This window comes from Malikia granosa (assembly GCF_002980595.1).
Lineage (GTDB): Bacteria > Pseudomonadota > Gammaproteobacteria > Burkholderiales > Burkholderiaceae_C > Malikia > Malikia granosa.
This window is the reverse complement of the sequence record NZ_PVLQ01000106.1, coordinates 1-17,548: the sequence shown is the minus strand read 5'-3', so window position 1 is coordinate 17,548 and position 17,548 is coordinate 1. Positions and strand designations below refer to the sequence as shown.

The window sequence follows — 17,548 nt, the reverse complement described above, 5'->3', positions numbered from 1 at the left end:
TTGAATTGCGCAACAAAGCCTGTTTGCGTGTGGCCTGGAATGCCGGCCAACTCTGCGGGTTGACAGGCATCGTTCAGCGTCGATGGTGCATTGCAGGAGGTACTACGCTGCTACGGGGGCACTGGCTGCCCTCAGCAGTGCCATTACGCGCTTGACCTGGCTGGAGCTCGGCTGCAGCCGGCCATTCGGGCGGTCTCTGCGATGCCCTACGCACCGCAGAGCAACCCGGATGAGTACCTCAACCGGGACTTCAAGACGCAGTTGCGCAGCGCCAACCGCTGCAGGACTCGAGACGGACTGCTGGGGAAGGCAGCAGCCTTCATGCAGTTCCTGATCAGCAACACGGAGTGGGTGAAATCCTATCTCCAGCATGACTCTGTGCTTTATGCCGCTTGATCAGGTTAATGATTGCCACCTCAATAATAACCCTGGGCTTATACTTTATTGCACCACCACTTTAGCAAGGACACCAGCGGCAACCATAGCACTTTTTTACAGCGCTCTTCTTTCACCCAGTCAGTGGCCGTAACCAGATCGACGCCGAGTTACTGTCGCTGCAACAGCCACTGTTCGGCCTCACTTTCGATAAGCAGTCGACGGTGCACTACACCACGATCGAAGGCGAAGGGTGGCGCTTGGGCTTGCCAATCAGCGCAACGGGCACCGCGACGACTTCCGAGGACTTGGTAGTCTTCGAACGACAACGCATCGCCAACAAGCGCTCGATCAAGGAAAACATCAAGGAATCCATGCGCCAGGTGCCCGCTCAACTGACACACTGATCTACAGCACTCAAGGTAGCGGCCGCAAGGGCTCGGCAGCCGCAAGGTGTGGGTGCGGGTGCTCCAGCCGCCGAATCACTTCCCTGACGATGCCTGACATCAGCGCTCGGTCGCGATCGGGATGGTCGGCAAAGCGCACCCGGGTCGCGCCGATGTGGGCATGGTCCGGCTCGTCCGCCCCTTCGGGCGTCACGAAGACGACAGGGATGCCGAAGCGCGCCAGCAGCGGCCCGCAGGCCGCCCAGTCGCGCGTCCAGGCCGGCAGCTTCTGCGCGCCGTCCCAGAGCGTGCCGACGCTCTCGTAGCATTCCTCGATCTGGCGGTGGCCCAGCAGCTGCGCCAGCTGGCGCTCCTTGGCGATGCAGCTGCGGAAATAGTCCTGGTCGCTGATGCGCATGTTGATCTCCTGGCGGTGGATGCTGGAATGATTGAACGCGCGGGCGGCCTGGGCGTCAAGCCCGGGCCGCGCCCGCTCCGGACGAGACGCCGGCAGCCGGCTCAGGCGGCTTCGCCGGCCCTGGCCCCGAGCCGGTCGATCAGCACCGCGCTGGCCTCGTTGAGCCCGACCACCTCGACCACGCAGCCATGGTGGCGCAGCCGCTCGACCACCTTGTCGAGCGCCGCCACCGCCGTGATGTCCCAGAAATGCGCGCGCGCGAGGTCGATGCGCACCGGCCGCCGCTCGACGTCGAGGATGTCGAAGGCCTCGATGAAGGCGTCGGCCGAGGCAAAGAAGACCTGGCCGGTCACGCGCCAGGTGCGCAGTCCAGTGGCGGCGTCGTCCTCCGCCCTGACCTCGAGCATCCGCGACACCTTGACCGCGAACAGCACGCCGCTGAGCAGCACGCCGATGCCGACGCCAGCGGCCAGGTTGTGGGTCGCGATCGTCACCACCACGGTCGCCAGCATGACGGCACTCGAGCTGCGCGGATGGACCACCAGCGCGCGCAGCGACTTCCAGTCGAAGGTGGACGCCGACACCATCACCATGATCGCGACCAGCGCCATCACCGGCACCTGCGACACCCAGGGCTTGAGCAGCACCATCAGCAGCAACAGGAAGACACCGGCGAACAGCGTCGACAGGCGTCCTCGACCGCCGTACTTCACGTTGCCGACCGCCTGGCCAATCATGCCGCAGCCCGCGATGCCGCCGAACAGGCTGGCCCCGATATTGGCCAGGCCCAGGCCCGAGCACTCGCGGTTCTTGTCGCTCGGGGTCTCGGTCATCTCGTCGACCACGGCGGCGGTCAGCACCGACTCGAGCAGGCCGACCATGGCAATCGCCAGCGCCGGCAGCGCGATGATGCGCAGCGTCTCGAGCGAGAGCGGCACCGCGGGCAGGGCTAAGCTCGGCAGCGCCTCGGGCAGCCGGCCCAGATCGGCCACCGTCGCCAGCGGCAGGCCCAGCGCCTGACTCAGCAGCGTCAGCACCAGCACGCAGATCAGCGGCGGCGGGATCAGCGTGAAGGCACGTCCGGGCAACAGCGGCAGGCCGTAGATCAGCGCCAGGCCCAGCGCCAGCATGGCCCAGCCGATACCGTTGGCGGCCTGCAGATGGGGCCATTGCGCGGCAAAGATCAGGATTGCCAGCGCATTGACGAAGCCGGTGCGCACCGAGCTCGAGACGAAGCGCACCAGCACGCCCAGCCGCAGCAGACCGAAGCCGACCTGCACCAGCCCGGCCAGCAGGCCGGCCGCGAGCAGGTACTGCAGCCCATGCGAGGCCATCAGCGGCGCCGCCACCAGCGCCACCGAGCCGGCCGCCGCCGACACCATGGCCGGACGTCCGCCCGCGAAGGCGATCACCAGGCTGATGACGAAGGAGGCGAACAGCCCGACCGCCGGATCGACGCCGGCGACGAAGGAGAACGCGATCACCTCGGGGATCAGCGCGAAGGTCGCGACCGCACCGGCCAGCAGCTCGCGCGGGATGCTCGGCGCCCATTCGGCGCGCAGGCGTTGCAGGGAAGGCTTCATGGCTTCAAATCAAAAAAGCCGGCGCCACCCCATGGGGCAGCACCGGCATTCCAGCCCGGGACCAGGCCAGGTAATGAGGCTAGGGAATCAGGCCCGGATCAATTGGCGCCGCAGCATTTCTTGTACTTCTTGCCGCTGCCGCAGGGGCAGGCGTCGTTGCGGCCGGGCTCATCGCCCTTGACCACCTGCTCGACGCGCGGGCCGATGCTCTTCCAGAGATCGCGCAGGTCGTAGGCGGCCCAGATCGCGTCGCCATAGGCGTTGATGCGCTCCTGGCTCACGCTCGGCGGGCTGTCCTCGCCGAACATGCTGATGACCGGCTCGCCGTCGTCGTCCTCGGTCAGCGTGACGATGCGGTTCAGCGCATCCTCCAGCCACTCGCGCGCTTCCTTGTCGCGCGGGGCGGCCCATTCCTCGGGCCAGGTCTCGACCACGAACATGAAGCCCAGCGCCCAGACCTGGGCGAAATAGGGCAGCTCCTCGTCGGCCAGCTCGTCGGCCATCTCGGCGCGCTCCTGCTCGCTCATGGCCAGCACGGCGCCGCGCACGTCCATCACCTCGGGCGCATAGGCCTGCGGGTCCTCGAGGTTGTCGACCTGGGCGTCGAGCGCCGCCACGACCTCGTTCCAGCGCCGGTTCCACAGCGTCAGGAACTGCTCGTACTGCTCGGGCGAAGCGAACAGCTCGGGGCCGAACTGGCCGCTGTCCTCGTCGCCCATCAGGGCGCCGAAATATTCGGCCGCCGGAATGTCGCGGCGGCAGCAGATCAGCGCGGCGATCGCGCCCTCGCAGAATTCCCATTGCGGGACTTCGTCGAGGCGCTCGCGCAGGCTGTCCAGGATCTGGTCGAGCGCGTCGAAGTCCTGGTCGTTCATGGGCTCAAGGGCGGGGGTAGCGGTGTTCATGCAGGCAGTGTAACGGCCTGCCGTGGCGGCTGGCTAGGCAGGCACGGGCGTTCAGGGCTAGACTGGAGCGGCAGATCAGGAGCCCGCATGCCAGCCATCCGACTCACTCCCGCCGAGCTGCGCCTGCAGCTCGATCCCGCCCAGCTCGGCTTTGCCGACACGGCCGAACTGGCGCAGGAGGAACTGCCCTGGATCGGCCAGGAGCGCGCGCTGACCGCGGCCCGCTTCGGGCTCGGGCTCGACCACCCGGACTACCACCTGTTCGTGCTCGGCGACATCGGCACCGGGCGCTCGACCCTGCTGCAGCAGGAGATGCAGGCCGCCGCTGCCCGGCGTCCGGCCCCGCCCGACCTGTGCTACCTGCACAACTTCGATGCGCCCGAGCGCCCGCGCGCGCTGCGTCTGCCCGCCGGCGAGGGACGCCAGCTGCGCCAGTCCATGGTCCAGCTGGTCAAGTCGCTGCAGGCCGACATCCCGAAGCGCTTTGCCGAATCCGACTTCAAGGCCGCACAGGACAAGCTCGAGCATGACTACGCCGAACGCGAGGCCGAGGCCTACCAGGCGCTGTCGGCCTTTGCCGCCGAGCGCCACTTCGCGCTGCGGCGCGAGGGTGGCCAGCTGATCCTGACCCTGATCGGCAGCAAGGGGCAGGGCCTGACCGAGGCCGAACTCGCCGGTCTGCCGCAGGAGGAGCGCGAGCGCTACGACCAGGGCGAACGCGAGCTGCGCGCCGAGATCCTGCGCTTCCTCGAGCTGACCCGGCCGCTCGAGCGCGCGCTCGACGAGGGCGTGACCGCGCTGCGGCTGCAGGCCGTCAAGCCACTGCTCGAGCGCGAGCTGCAGGCGATCCGCCAGGGCCTGAAGAAGCAGATCAAGGACACGCGCAAGCTCGGCGCCTGGCTCGAGCAGGTCGCCATCGACCTGCTCGAGCACCTGCAGCTGTTCGAGAGCGGCGAGCCCGACGACGAGCCCGAGCGCAAGGAGGCGCTGGCCCAGGTGCTGGCGCGCTACCGCGTCAACCTGGTGGTCGACAACGCGGGCGCGCACGGCGCTCCCGTCATCGTCGAGAACAACCCGCTGTTCCGGTCGCTGTTCGGCAGCATCGAGTACCAGTCCGAGAACGACGTGCTGGTGACCGACTTCTCGCGCATCCGCGCCGGCAGCCTGCTCAAGGCCCATGGCGGCTTCCTGATGCTGCACATGCGCGACCTGCTGGCCGACGAGCTGGTGTGGGAGAAGCTGCGCCGCTTCCTGCGCAACGGCCGGCTGCAGATCGAGGAACCGGCGGTGGTGTACTCGGCACAGGCCTCGACCTCGCTCGAGCCCGAGGCGGTCGATGTCGATGTCAAGCTGGTACTGGTCGGCTCAGACGAGCATTACTACGCGCTGCAGGAGGGCGACCCCGAGTTCGCGCGCCATTTCCGCGCCAAGGTCGATTTCGCCGACAGCTTCCTGGCCAGCGACGCGACGCGGCGCGCCAGCGGCGTCTTCGTGTCCCATGTCTGCGCGCGCCTGGGCCTGCCGCATTTCAGCGCCGCAGCGGTGGCGCGCCTGATCGAGGACAGCCACCGCCAGACCGAGGACCAGGCGCGCCAGTGCGCGGCCTTCTCGCGCACCGAGGCGCTGGTGGTCGAGAGCGCGGCGGTGGCGCAGGCGCGCGGCGCGCGGCGGGTCGATGCCGAGGATGTCGCCGCCGCCTTGCAGGCGCAGCGCCACCGCCACGACTACCTCGAGCAGCGCCTGCGCGAGACCATCGCCGACGGCGAGCGCATCATCGCACTCAGCGGCGAGCGGGTCGGCCAGCTCAACGGCCTGACCGTGATCGACCTCGGCGACTACCGCTTCGGCCAGCCGATGAAGGTGACGGTGCGCACCGTCGCCGGCACCGAGGGCCTGCTCAACATCGAGCGCGAGGTCGAGCTGTCGGGTCCGATCCACGACAAGGCGGTGCTGATCCTGCAGAGCTACCTGTCGGCGCTGTTCGGCCATATCGCGCCGCTGGCGCTGAGCGCCTCGATCGTGTTCGAGCAGGAATACTCCGGCGTCGAGGGCGACTCGGCCAGCTGCGCCGAGCTCTACGCGCTGCTGTCCTCGCTGTCAGGTCTGCCGCTGCGCCAGGGCATCGCGGTCACGGGCGCGATCAGCCCCTATGGCGAAGTGCTGCCGATCGGCGGCGTCAACGAGAAGATCGAGGGCTTCTTCGCGGTCTGCCGCGATGCCGGGCTCGACGGCCAGCAGGGGGTGCTGATCCCGGCGCGCAACCGGCGCCACCTGATGCTGTCGCGCGAGGTCTGCGCGGCGGTCGAGCAGGGCTGCTTCCATATCCACACCGCGCAGCACATCAGCGAGGGCGCCGAGCTGCTGCTGGGCCGCCCCTTCGGCGCCGATCCCGGCCAGCCCTGCCCGGTCGCCCTGCCCGGCCCGGCCTGCAACCGGACGCATCCGGCCGGCTACCCCGAAGGCAGCATCCTGGGCCTCGCCGAGGCCACGCTGCAGGCCTTCCGGCGCGCCTGCCTGCGCGCGAGCAATCCCAAGGCCTGGCGCCGCCGCTGAAGCCGCGGCGGCCAAGGCGCGCGGCAAAACCGGCCGGGCTGGTTCATACTTCAGGCCCAGCCGCGGTCCGGCGCCATCGCGTCACCGCCCTCCCCTCCCGGACAGACCAGCCAGAAGAGACATGAGCAACGAGCAACACCCCGACCAGCAATCCATGCACTGGAACGATATGTACCTGCTGGGCTACACGCCCATCGACGAGGTGCACGAGGAATTCGTCGGCCTGGTCGGCCGCATGCAGACCGCCGCCGACGCCGAACTGGCCGACCTACTGGCCGAGTTCACGCGCCATTGCGAAGCCCATTTCGAGATGGAAAACCGCTGGATGCGGGAAACCGACTTCCCGCCGCGCGACTGCCACATCGACGAACATGCCGCCGTGCTGGCCTCGGTGCACGAGGTCGGCGCGATGTTCGCCAAGGGCGAGCTCGGCGCCGACGTGGTGCGCGACCTGGTCGAGCATCTGGCCGACTGGTTCCCCAAGCATGCCGACCAGCTCGACTCGGCGCTGGCGCACTGGATGAGCAAGAACCGCCTGGGCGGCAAGCCGGTGGTGCTGCGCCGCGGCCTGCAGCTGCGCTGAAGCCGGCTCAGGGGCTGCTGCGCGGGCCGGTCAGCACCGGCATCGACTTGCGCTCGGCCTCCAGCCTTTCTACCGCCTGCAGGCGGTAGACCTCGTTGATCAGCTCGCGCAGCAGCACGATGTCGTCGGACTGGTCGTTCAGCCGCGTGCTCATGATGATCGGCGAGGTCGCGTTCGACTCGAGCAGCGGGCGATAGACCACCTCGTCCGGGCGCAGCCGCTGTGCGCTTGCCGGCACCAGGCACAGCCCCATGCCGGCCGCGACCAGGCCGAGCGCGGTCTGCATCTCCTGCACCTCATGCACCTCGACCGGCTCCAGGCCCAGGTCGCGGAACAGCGACAGCACATGGTCGGCATAGCTCGGGCGCGGCTTGCGCGGGTAGATCAGCTGCGGGAAGGCCGCGGCCTGTGCCAGGCTGACCGGCCCTTGCTCGGCCGCGAGCGGATGCTCGCTGGGTATGGCCAGCACCAGCGGTTCCTCGCGCAGCACCTCGCGCCTGAGGCTGGGGTCGTCGAAGCGGACCCGGCCGAAGCCGACGTCGATCTGGCCGGCCTTGAGCGCCTCGCCCTGCTCGACCGTGGTCTTCTCGACCAGCACCAGCGGCACCTGGGGCCGACGGGCGCGGAACAGGCGCGCGATGCGCGGCAGCGCGCCATACATGGTCGAGGGCACGAAGCCGATCACCAGCCGGCGGTCGACCTGTGACAGCCGGCGCGTCATCGCGATGGTCTCGTCGAGCTGCTCGAGCATGCGTACCGCGCGGGCATGGAAGAAGCGGCCGGCCTCGGTCAGCGCCAGCGGCCTGGCCTCGCGGTCGAGCAGCTTGAGGCCGAGTTCCTCCTCGAGCTGCTGGATCTGCCGGCTCAGCGGTGGCTGCGAGATATAGAGCCGTTCGGCCGCCCGGGTGAAGCTGCGCTCCTGCGCCACTGCGACGAAATACTTGAGGTGCCGAAAATCCATCGCGATACTTTCTGAGTATCGGATGATTCTAAAACAGTCTTTGATCTGGATCAGGTTTTATTCATAAGATTCACCCCGGAAAACAAGCAAGCCCCTGGAACGCCAGCGACCGGACCCAAGGTCCAGTGGTCGCAGCAGCAGGGGAGCAGACGGTACCGCGACGCAGGCTACCGCAGGAGACAAGAACAGCGACAGCGGGCACCGCTCCCACCAGCGGCATGCGCCCGACGGCGTCGCACCGTCACCTGCCAGCCACTGAGCATGCCGCCCGCACTGTCCGGCAGGGACTTCCTCCTCTCCTGACAGACCTGCCTGCCGACCCAGCCGTTTCGGCCCCTGCCGCAGCGGACCAGAGCTACAAGTCCAAACGGAGATCATTTATGAGCCAAGAAAATCTGCGCGAGCGCCTGGAAGGCATGCTGGTCGATGACCACGACTCGGGCCTGCACCGCGTCAAGCGTTCCGTCTTCACCGACCCGGAGCTGTTCGACCTCGAGATGAAGCACATCTTCGAAGGCAACTGGATCTACCTGGCTCACGAAAGCCAGATCCCGAACACCAACGACTACTTCACCACCACCATCGGCCGCCAGCCGGTGATGATCACCCGCAACCGCGCCGGCGAGCTGAACTGCTTCATCAACGCCTGCGCCCACCGCGGCGCGCAGCTGGCCCGCTTCAAGACCGGCAACAAGGGCACCTTCACCTGCCCCTTCCACGGCTGGACCTTCAACAACTCCGGCAAGCTGCTCAAGATCAAGGACCCGGACAACACCGGCTACCCTGACACCTTCAACAAGGAAGGCAGCCACGACCTGACCAAGATCGCCAAGTTCGCCAACTACCGCGGTTTCCTGTTCGGCTCGCTGAACGCCGACGTGCAACCGATCGAGGAGTTCCTGGGCGAGTCGCGCAAGATCATCGACATGATCGTCGACCAGTCCGAGGAAGGCCTGGAGGTGCTGCGCGGCGCCTCGACCTACTGGTTCGAAGGCAACTGGAAGCTGCAGGCCGAGAACGGCGCCGACGGCTACCACGTGACCGCCGTGCACTGGAACTACGCCGCCACCCAGGCCGCGCGCAAGGAGCGCGAAGCCGGCAACGACCAGATCAAGGCCATGAGCGCCGGCGGCTGGGCCAAGAAGGGCGGCGGCTCCTACTCGTTCGAGAACGGCCACCTGCTGCTGTGGACCCGCTGGGACAACCCGGAAGACCGTCCGCTGTACCCGGTGCGCGAGCAGCTCGCCGAGCGCGTGGGCGCCAACCAGGCCGAGTGGATGATCAACAACTCGCGCAACCTCTGCCTGTACCCGAACGTCTACCTGATGGACCAGTTCAGCTCGCAGATCCGCGTGCTGCGCCCGATCTCGGTCGACAAGACCGAAGTCACCATCTACTGCATCGCGCCCAAGGGTGAAAGCGCCGAGGCCCGTGCCCGCCGCATCCGCCAGTACGAGGACTTCTTCAACGCCACCGGCATGGCCACGCCGGACGACCTGGAAGAGTTCCGTTCCTGCCAGCAAGGCTACAAGGGCGCTGCCGCTCCCTGGAACGACATGTCGCGCGGCGCCGAGCACTGGGTGCGCGGCCCCGACGCCGAAGCCGACAAGATCGGTCTCAAGCCCATCCTGTCCGGTGTGAAGACCGAAGACGAAGGCCTGTATGTCGCCCAGCACACCTACTGGGTCGAGCAGATGCGCAAGGCAGTCGACGCCGAAGAAGCTGCACAAGCCAACGCCAAGTAAACACCGGAGAGCCACAGCATGACCACCTCCTACGAAAACGTCTGCGCCTTCCTGTACCAGGAAGCCCGTCTGCTCGACGACCGCGACTGGGACGCCTGGATCGAGATGTACGACCCGCAGGCCGAGTTCTGGATGCCGGCCTGGGCCGACGACGGTGAACTGACCACCAATCCGCAGACCGAGATCTCGCTGATCTACTACCCGAGCCGTGGCGGCCTGGAAGACCGCGTCTTCCGCATCCGCACCGAGCGTTCCAGCGCGACCATCCCCGACACCCGCACCTCGCACAACATCTCCAACGTCGAGATCGTCGAGCGCAATGGCGATGTCGTGAAGGTCCGCCACAACTGGTTCACGCTGAGCGTGCGCTACAACGTGACCGACACCTTCGCCGGCACCAGCTTCCTGACGATCGACTTCTCGGGCGCCAAGCCGGTGATCAAATCGAAGAAGGTCGTGCTCAAGAACGACTACATCCGCCACGTCCTCGACGTTTACCACCTCTGATCACGGTCCGGCCCCCTGGCGGGGCCAGACTGGATCCGGAGGCAACGGCGCCGGCTTCGCAGGGGCTGGCGCCGGTCTTTTTCCCCGGGCAAACCCGGCTTGCTCCACCCAGCAACCGAGAGAACATCATGTCGACTTACAAAATCGCCCTTAATTTCGAGGATGGGGTCACGCGCTTCATCGACTGCAAAGACAGCGAGACCGTGGCCGATGCCGCCTATCGCCAGAAGATCAACGTCCCCATCGACTGCCGCGACGGCGCCTGCGGCGCCTGCAAGTCCAGCTGCGAGTCGGGCGAGTTCGACATGGGCAGCAACTACATCGACGACGCGCTGACCGAGGAGGAGCTCAAGGAAGGCTTCGTGCTGACCTGCCAGATGCGTCCGAAGAGCGACTGCGTGGTGAGCATTCCCGCCTCCTCGGCCGTCTGCAAGACCGCGCAGACCAGCCTGACCACGACCATCAAGGACGTGCGCCTGGTCTCCGACAGCACCATCACGCTGACCGTGGCGGGCGACGACATCCAGAAACTGTCCTTCCTGCCGGGCCAGTACGCCAACCTGCAGGTGCCGGGCACCGAGGCGCATCGCGCCTACTCCTTCAGCTCCATGCCCAAGGACGGCGAGGTCTCGTTCCTGATCCGCAACGTGCCGGGCGGCCTGATGAGCAGCTACCTGACCGGATCGGCCAAGCCGGGCGACACCCTGGTCATGAACGGCCCCAAGGGCAGCTTCTACCTGCGCGACATCGTGCGCCCGGTGCTGATGCTGGCCGGCGGCACCGGCCTGGCACCGTTCACCGCCATGCTGGACAAGATCGCGGCCGCCGGCGGCAGCCCGTTCCCGGTCCACCTGATCTACGGCGTCAACAACGACACCGACCTGGTCGACATCGACAAGCTGGAAGCCTTCGCGCAGTCCATGCCCAACTTCAGCTATGCGCTGGTCGTGGTCGATCCCAACAGCGCCCAGCCGAAGAAGGGCTATGTCACCAACCACCTCGAGGCCGGCCAGCTCCATGACGGCGAGGTCGACATCTACCTGTGCGGCCCGCCGCCCATGGTCGAGGCGGTCAACCAGTACCTGCGCGACCAGGGCGTCAAGCCCGTCAGCTTCCACTACGAGAAGTTCGCGGCCAGCGCCTGATTGCTGATCCCAGCCAACAGCCCGTGCCAACGGGCTTTTTCATCTCCATCCGCATGACTAAACGATTCAAGAACAAGGTGGCCGTGATCACCGGCGCCGCCCAGGGCATCGGCCACGGCGTCGCGCTGCGCATGGCCAAGGAAGGCGCACAGCTGGTGCTGGTCGACCGCTCGGAACTGGTGTTCGAACTGCGCGACCAGCTCAAGAAGAAGAAGGTCGACGTGCTGGCGCTGACCGCCGACATGGAAAAGTTCGCCGACTGCCACCGGGTCATGGAGCAGGCGGCCGAGAAGTTCGGCCGCATCGACGTGCTGGTCAACAACGTCGGCGGCACGATCTGGACCAAGCCCTTCGAGCATTACCAGGAAAACGAGATCGAGGCCGAAGTGCGCCGTTCGCTCTTTCCCACCCTGTGGTGCTGCCATGCGGTGCTGCCCTACATGCTCAAGCAGCAAAGCGGCGCCATCGTCAACGTCTCGTCGATCGCGACGCGCAGCATCAACCGCGTGCCCTACGGCGCAGCCAAGGGCGGCGTCAACGCCATGACGGCCTGCCTGGCGTTCGAGAACGCCCAGCGCGGCATCCGCGTCAACGCGATCGCCACCGGTGGCACCGAGGCACCGCCGCGCCGCGTGCCGCGCAACACCAACGAGCAGACCGAGCAGGAAAAGGCCTGGTACCAGCAGATCATCGACCAGACCGTCGATTCGACGCTGATGAAGCGCTACGGCACGATCGACGAGCAGGTCAACGCCATCTGCTTCCTGGCTTCGGACGAGGCGTCCTACATCACCGGCTCGACGCTGCCGGTCGGCGGCGGCGACCTCGGCTGACGAACACGACTCCATCGCCAGGGCAGCCATGCCGCCCTGGTTTTTTTTGCCCACTAGAGTAGAGAGACAAATGAAAAAGATCGATGTCCATGAGGTCATAGACCACGCGAAGTTCTCCAGCTTCCACTGGATGGTCATGTGCCTGTGCGCGCTGCTACTGATCTTCGACGGCTACGACCTGTTCATCTTCGGCGTCGTGCTGCCGGCGATCATGAAGGAATGGAACCTGAGCCCGCTGCAGGCCGGCGCCCTGGGCAGCTATGCGCTGTTCGGCATGATGTTCGGCGCCCTGGTCTTCGGCACCCTGGCCGACAAGATCGGCCGCAAGAAGGGCATCGCGATCTGCTTCGCGCTGTTCTCGATTGCCACCATCACCAACGGCTTCGCCACCAGCCCGACCGAGTTCGGCATCTTCCGCTTCATCGCCGGCCTCGGCTGCGGCGGCCTGATGCCCAACGCGGTGGCGCTGATGAGCGAATACGCCCCCAAGCGCCTGCGCAGCACGCTGGTGGCCGTGATGTTCAGCGGCTACTCGCTCGGCGGCATGCTGGCCGCTGGCGTCGGCATCTACATGCTGCCGGCCTTCGGCTGGCAGTCGATGTTCTTCGCCGCCGGCATCCCGCTGCTGCTGCTGCCCGTGATCCTGTACCTGCTGCCGGAATCGGTCGGCTTCCTGGTGCGCCAGGGCCGTCACGAGCAGGCCCGCTCCATCCTGGCCCGCGTCGACGCCAGCCGCTCGGTGACTGCCAATGACGAACTCGTGCTGCACGACACCAAGGGCCGCAGCGCCTCGGTGGTCGAGCTGTTCCGCGAAGGCCGCCTGCTGCGCACCCTGTGCCTGTGGGTCGCCTTCTTCTGCTGCCTGCTGATGGTCTACGCGCTGAGCTCCTGGCTGCCCAAGCTGATGGCCCAGGCCGGCTACAGCCTGGGCTCGAGCCTGAGCTTCCTGCTCGCGCTGAACTTCGGCGGCATGGCCGGCGCCATCCTGGGTGGCTGGCTGGGCGACCGCTTCAACCTGTACAAGGTCATGGTCGGCTTCTTCGCCGCCGCCGCGGTGTCGATCAGCCTGCTCGGCTTCAAGAGCTCGACCGAGATGCTGTACCTGCTGATCTTCATCGCCGGCGCGACCACCATCGGCACCCAGATCCTGCTCTACGCCGGCACGGCACAGTTCTACGGCATGTCGATCCGCTCCACCGGCCTGGGCTGGGCCTCGGGCATCGGCCGCAACGGCGCCATCGTCGGCCCGCTGCTGGGCGGCGCGCTGATGACGGCCCAGCTGCCGCTGCAGCTGAACTTCATGGTGTTCGCGATCCCGGGTGCCATCGCGGCCCTGGCCATGCTGGTGTTCAGCCTGCTGCAGAAACGGCCTGCCGCAGCACCGAAGCCGGCTTACGCGGCCTGATACTGACCGAAGCGACAGGGCGCGCCCTGTCGGCAATGCTGCGAACCCCGCCGGCCAGTCCGGCCGGGGTTTTTTCCTGTGTTTTCCCTCGAGAGGCTATTCATGACCCAGCTCCACACCCTCAAGCAAGGCCAGGGCCCCCTGGTCATCCTGAGCCATGCGCTCGGCTGCGATCTGACCATGTGGGACGGCGTCGCCGCCGCGCTGCAGGACCGCTACACCGTGCTGCGCTACGACCAGCGCGGCCACGGCCAGACGCCCGCCACCGCCGGTGCCTACAGCATGGACGACCTGGCCGATGACGCGGCCGAGCTGATCCGCGCCCAGGGCGCAGGCCCGGTGCATTTCGTCGGCCTGTCGATGGGCGGCATGACCGCGCAGGCGCTGGCCGCGCGCCACCCGGAACTGGTGCGCAGCATCGTGATCGCCAACTCGGCCGCCAGCTACGACGAAGCCGCGCGCACCATGTGGCAGGCGCGCATCGACACCGTGCTGGCCAACGGCGTGCCGCCGATCGCCGACGGCGCGCTGCAGCGCTGGTTCACGCCCGAATTCCGCGCCGACCAGGTCAATGGCGGTGCCGAGCGCGTCGCCAAGCTGCGTGCCGTGCTGGAAGCCACCCCGGCCGTCCCCTACGCCGCCGCCTGCGCCGCGGTCGCGGGCATCGCGCTCGACGCCGGCAATGCACGCATCGCCTGCCCGACGCTGGTGATCGCCGGCAGCCGCGACGAGGCCACCCCGCCCGCGATGTCGCAGCTCATCGCCGACCGCATCCCGGGCGCCCAGCTGGCCAGCCTGGACGCCGCCCACCTGAGCGCGGTCGAGCAGCCAGAAGCCTTCGCCCGGCTGCTCGAAGGCTTCTGGGCCGGACTGCGCTGAGGCAGTCACGGGCAGTGCTGCTGCAGGGCCAAAGCCCATCACGGCTTGAGGTTCATGGCTACAAAGATATAATAGATTCATCAATTACCAGCCTGACCTCATTCACTGCCCCAGGCCCATCGAAATGCCCTCGAACATCCGGCAGCGCAACCATGTGCGCGAAATCGGCCAGCAAGGTCCGGTGATCCTGTATGCCCATGGCTTCGGCTGCAACCAGTACATGTGGCACCGGATCACGGGGGCGTTCGAGGGCACGCACCACCAGGTGCTGTTCGACTATGTCGGCAGCGGCCAGTCCGATCCAAGCGCCTTCGACCCGCAGCGCTATGCGACGCTGAACGGCTACGCCCAGGACATGATCGAGGTCTGCGACGCGCTGGAGCTGCGCGGCATCACGCTGGTCGCGCATTCGGTCAGCTGCAACATCGGCATGCTGGCCTCGATCGCCCGGCCCGACCTGTTCGAGCGCCTGGTGCTGCTCGGCCCGAATCCCTGCTTCCTGAACCACCCGCCGGACTACCACGGCGGTTTCGAGCGCTCCGACCTCGAGGGCCTGCTCGGACTGATGGAAATGAACTATATCGGCTGGGCCAACTACCTCGCGCCACTGGCCGCGGGCACGGCGCCCGGCGACCCCGTCACCGGGACCTTCATCGACAGCTTCTGCTCGACCGATCCGGTGCTGGCGCGCGCCTTTGCCGAAGCGACCTTCTTTGCCGACCACCGTGCCGACCTGGCCAAGGTCAGCAAGCCCTGCCTGATCCTGCAGCACAGCGACGATGCCCTGGTTCCGCTCTCGGTCGGCGACTACCTGCAGCGCGAGCTGCGCGGCAGCACCCTGGAACTGCTCGAGGTCAAGGGCCATTCGGCGCACATGAGCCGACCGGAACTCGTGATCGACGCCTTGCAGCGCTATCTGCCGAATGCCTGAAGCCGTGATCTGCACATGGGAGAAGGCCTGATGCCTGCCTTCCTCGATCTGCCCTGCGCCCTGCTCGTCACCAACCTCTCCGGCCGGATACTGGCGCTCAACGACGAGCTGCTCGCCGTGCTGGGCGGCAGCCGCGAGCACTGGGAAGCCGTTGGACTGGAAGCCATGCTGCCGCCCGCCAGCCGCATCTTCCTGCAGACCCATGTCTGGCCGATGCTGCTGCACATGGGCCGGGTGCGCGAACTGGCCTTGACGCTGCGCACGCACGAGCCGCGCGAGATACCGGTGCTGATCAACGCCGACCGGATCCTGTACCAGGACCAGCCGGCCTTCTGCTGGGTGTTCTTCGTGGTCCAGGAGCGCCAGCGCTTCGAGGCCAAGCTGCTGGCGGCCAGCCAGCAGGCACAGCAGGCCGCGGCCGATCTCAAGGCCCATTCGCTCGAGCTGGCTGCGGCCAAGGAAGCGGCCGAAGCCGCCAACCGGGCCAAGAGCGAGTTCCTCGCCAACATGAGCCACGAGATCCGCACGCCGATGAATGCGGTGATCGGCCTGTCGCGGCTGCTGCTCGACACCCCGCTCGACGCGCAGCAGCGCGACTATCTCGACAAGATCTACGGCTCGGGCACGGCGCTGCTCGGCGTGCTCAACGACATCCTGGACTATTCGAAGGTCGAGGCCGGACGGCTCGCGCTCGAGTCGCTGCCCTTGCAGCTCGATGCGCTGTTCGAGAAGACCCGGATGCTGTTCTCGTTCAAGGCCGCCGAGCGGGGGCTGGCACTGGAATTCGAACTCGCGCCGGGCCTGCCGCCGTCCCTGAAGGGCGATCCGCTGCGGCTGCTGCAGGTGCTCAGCAACCTGGTCAGCAATGCGCTGAAGTTCACCACCCGCGGCGGGGTCAGGGTCAGGGTCGACCGGATCGACGCGGCCGCCAGCGAAACGGCGACCCGGCTGCGCTTCGAGGTGCAGGACAGCGGCATCGGGCTCGCGCGCGAGGAGATCAGACGGCTGTTCCGGCCCTTCCAGCAGGCCGACAACTCGACGACCAGGCGCTACGGCGGCAGCGGGCTCGGGCTGTCGATCAGCAAGCGACTGGTCGAGCTGATGGGTGGCGAGATCGGCGTCGAGAGCCAGCCAGGCCAGGGCAGCCGGTTCTGGTTCACGGTGCAGCTGCAAGAGGACAACGCCGGACCGCTGGCGGCAGCGGCGCCGACCGGCCAGCCGACCGCGCCGTCGATCGAGCCTGCCGCCGGGCGCCAGGCCCGGGTGCTGATCGTCGATGACAACGCGACCAACCTGCTGGTGGCGCGAGCCTTCGTCGGCAAGCTGGGCTTGCAGTTCGAGACGGCCAGCGGAGGCCGCGAGGCGGTCGAGAAGGCCGGCCGGGAACGCTTCGACGCCATCCTGATGGACTTGCAGATGCCGGAGATGGACGGCTTCGAGGCGGCCCGTGCCATCCGCGCGCAAGAGGCGGCGCGCGGCGCGGCACCGGTGCCGATCATCGCGCTGACGGCGGCGGTGATGCCCAAGGACCGGCTGGCGACCGAAGCCGCCGGCATGAACGACCATATCTCCAAGCCGATCAACCGCGAGCAGCTCGCCGTCACGCTGAATCGCTGGATTCCGGCACCGCGGGACTGACACCATGCCCGAATCAGCAGTGACTGCATTCAGTTAAAAATGTAATGATGGAAAATCATTTCGCCAAACATAAGGCAATCCTTCATGAAACTCCGCCTCCTTGCGCTTTCCGTGCTCATCGTCGCCACCACCGGCTGCTCGACGATCACGCAAGATTCCAGTCAATCGCTGGCATTGACTTCGTCCTATCAAGGCCAGCCGGTCGAGGCCGAGTGCAAGCTCTCGAATGACAAGGGCCAATGGAACTCCAAGACTCCATCCAATGTCATGGTGCGCAAGTCAAACGAAGATCTGGATGTAACCTGCAAGAAGGACGGCGTGCCTGATGGCTTGCTGAAGGCGGTTTCCCGGGCCGCTGGATCGATGTGGGGCAACATCATCTTTGGTGGCGGGATTGGAGCCATCATTGATCACAACAAGGGGACGGGCTATGACTACCCGAACCAGTTGCCGGTGCGAATGGGCGAATCAGTGGTGGTAGACAAGAAAACCGAGAACCCCCAACCCGTGGCGCAAGCCAAATAAATCGACGCCGGAGTTTCGTAACCGGAACAGGATCGACAGTCGCCGTCCGCGCCACTACAGTTGATTCATCGACCGGCGCACAGAACTCATTGATGGCGGCGCAGGTCGAATCCGCGAAGCCCGCCCCGTGCGGGCTTCGTCTTTTTCGGGGCGACTCGAGTGATTTCAAGGTGCCC

The 17,548-nt window shown here is 66.8% G+C and carries 17 protein-coding genes; 13 read left to right on the top strand and 4 right to left on the bottom strand.

Going from position 1 to position 17,548, the window contains the following annotated elements:
- The first annotated feature begins 201 nt into the window (after positions 1 to 201).
- Positions 202 to 396, top strand: a complete 195-nt coding sequence (locus tag C6P64_RS16765) for a hypothetical protein (protein WP_105749683.1) — start codon at positions 202 to 204, stop codon at positions 394 to 396.
- Between the two features lie 203 nt (positions 397 to 599).
- On the top strand, positions 600 to 782 hold the full coding sequence (locus C6P64_RS18055) for a hypothetical protein (RefSeq protein ID WP_146115965.1): 183 nt from the start codon (positions 600 to 602) through the stop codon (positions 780 to 782).
- A 10-nt stretch (positions 783 to 792) separates the two neighbouring features.
- On the opposite strand, the gene C6P64_RS16760 is transcribed toward C6P64_RS18055, so the two are convergent.
- The 3 genes from C6P64_RS16760 to C6P64_RS16750 all read right to left on the bottom strand — a co-directional run bounded on the left by C6P64_RS16760 (position 793) and on the right by C6P64_RS16750 (position 3,667).
- A complete protein-coding gene (locus tag C6P64_RS16760; RefSeq protein ID WP_105749682.1) occupies positions 793 to 1,179 on the bottom strand; it encodes an aminoacyl-tRNA synthetase in 387 nt (128 codons plus the stop codon).
- 101 nt (positions 1,180 to 1,280) lie between these two features.
- Complete coding sequence (locus C6P64_RS16755) at positions 1,281 to 2,762, bottom strand: SulP family inorganic anion transporter (protein WP_105749681.1); 1,482 nt, start codon at positions 2,760 to 2,762, stop codon at positions 1,281 to 1,283.
- A 98-nt stretch (positions 2,763 to 2,860) separates the two neighbouring features.
- A complete protein-coding gene (locus C6P64_RS16750; protein ID WP_105749680.1) occupies positions 2,861 to 3,667 on the bottom strand; it encodes a YecA/YgfB family protein in 807 nt (268 codons plus the stop codon).
- An 87-nt stretch (positions 3,668 to 3,754) separates the two neighbouring features.
- Between C6P64_RS16750 and C6P64_RS16745 the strand changes: the two genes are divergently transcribed.
- Entirely contained in the window at positions 3,755 to 6,220 is a 2,466-nt protein-coding gene (locus tag C6P64_RS16745) for a Lon protease family protein (protein ID WP_105749679.1), read from the top strand.
- A gap of 121 nt (positions 6,221 to 6,341) precedes the next feature.
- Positions 6,342 to 6,803 (top strand): bacteriohemerythrin, encoded by a 462-nt coding sequence (locus C6P64_RS16740; protein ID WP_105749678.1) that lies wholly within the window; start codon positions 6,342 to 6,344, stop codon positions 6,801 to 6,803.
- A gap of 7 nt (positions 6,804 to 6,810) precedes the next feature.
- Here the strand turns inward: C6P64_RS16740 and C6P64_RS16735 are convergent, their stop codons facing one another.
- Positions 6,811 to 7,764, bottom strand: coding sequence for a LysR family transcriptional regulator (locus C6P64_RS16735; protein WP_105749677.1), 954 nt, complete (start codon positions 7,762 to 7,764; stop codon positions 6,811 to 6,813).
- A gap of 380 nt (positions 7,765 to 8,144) precedes the next feature.
- On the opposite strand from C6P64_RS16735, the gene benA reads away from it, so the two are divergent.
- From benA to C6P64_RS16690, 9 genes are all read left to right on the top strand, one after another.
- A complete protein-coding gene (gene benA, locus C6P64_RS16730) occupies positions 8,145 to 9,509 on the top strand; it encodes a benzoate 1,2-dioxygenase large subunit (protein ID WP_105749676.1) in 1,365 nt (454 codons plus the stop codon).
- Between the two features lie 18 nt (positions 9,510 to 9,527).
- Positions 9,528 to 10,016: a benzoate 1,2-dioxygenase small subunit gene (gene benB / locus C6P64_RS16725; RefSeq protein ID WP_105749675.1), complete on the top strand. Its 489-nt coding sequence runs from the start codon at positions 9,528 to 9,530 to the stop codon at positions 10,014 to 10,016.
- Positions 10,017 to 10,144: 128 nt separating this feature from the next.
- Complete coding sequence (benC, locus tag C6P64_RS16720) at positions 10,145 to 11,161, top strand: benzoate 1,2-dioxygenase electron transfer component BenC (RefSeq protein WP_105749674.1); 1,017 nt, start codon at positions 10,145 to 10,147, stop codon at positions 11,159 to 11,161.
- Positions 11,162 to 11,214: 53 nt separating this feature from the next.
- Positions 11,215 to 11,994: a 1,6-dihydroxycyclohexa-2,4-diene-1-carboxylate dehydrogenase gene (locus C6P64_RS16715; protein WP_105749673.1), complete on the top strand. Its 780-nt coding sequence runs from the start codon at positions 11,215 to 11,217 to the stop codon at positions 11,992 to 11,994.
- A 70-nt stretch (positions 11,995 to 12,064) separates the two neighbouring features.
- A complete protein-coding gene (locus C6P64_RS16710) occupies positions 12,065 to 13,399 on the top strand; it encodes an MFS transporter (protein WP_105749672.1) in 1,335 nt (444 codons plus the stop codon).
- Between the two features lie 102 nt (positions 13,400 to 13,501).
- Positions 13,502 to 14,278 carry an alpha/beta fold hydrolase gene (locus C6P64_RS16705; protein WP_105749671.1) on the top strand — a complete coding sequence of 259 codons (777 nt, stop codon included), beginning with the start codon at positions 13,502 to 13,504 and terminating at the stop codon, positions 14,276 to 14,278.
- A 124-nt stretch (positions 14,279 to 14,402) separates the two neighbouring features.
- Positions 14,403 to 15,209: an alpha/beta fold hydrolase gene (locus C6P64_RS16700; protein ID WP_105749670.1), complete on the top strand. Its 807-nt coding sequence runs from the start codon at positions 14,403 to 14,405 to the stop codon at positions 15,207 to 15,209.
- 30 nt (positions 15,210 to 15,239) lie between these two features.
- Positions 15,240 to 16,847: an ATP-binding protein gene (locus C6P64_RS16695; protein ID WP_170073138.1), complete on the top strand. Its 1,608-nt coding sequence runs from the start codon at positions 15,240 to 15,242 to the stop codon at positions 16,845 to 16,847.
- Positions 16,848 to 16,931: 84 nt separating this feature from the next.
- Positions 16,932 to 17,372 (top strand): hypothetical protein, encoded by a 441-nt coding sequence (locus C6P64_RS16690; RefSeq protein ID WP_105749668.1) that lies wholly within the window; start codon positions 16,932 to 16,934, stop codon positions 17,370 to 17,372.
- Positions 17,373 to 17,548: the final 176 nt, after the last annotated feature.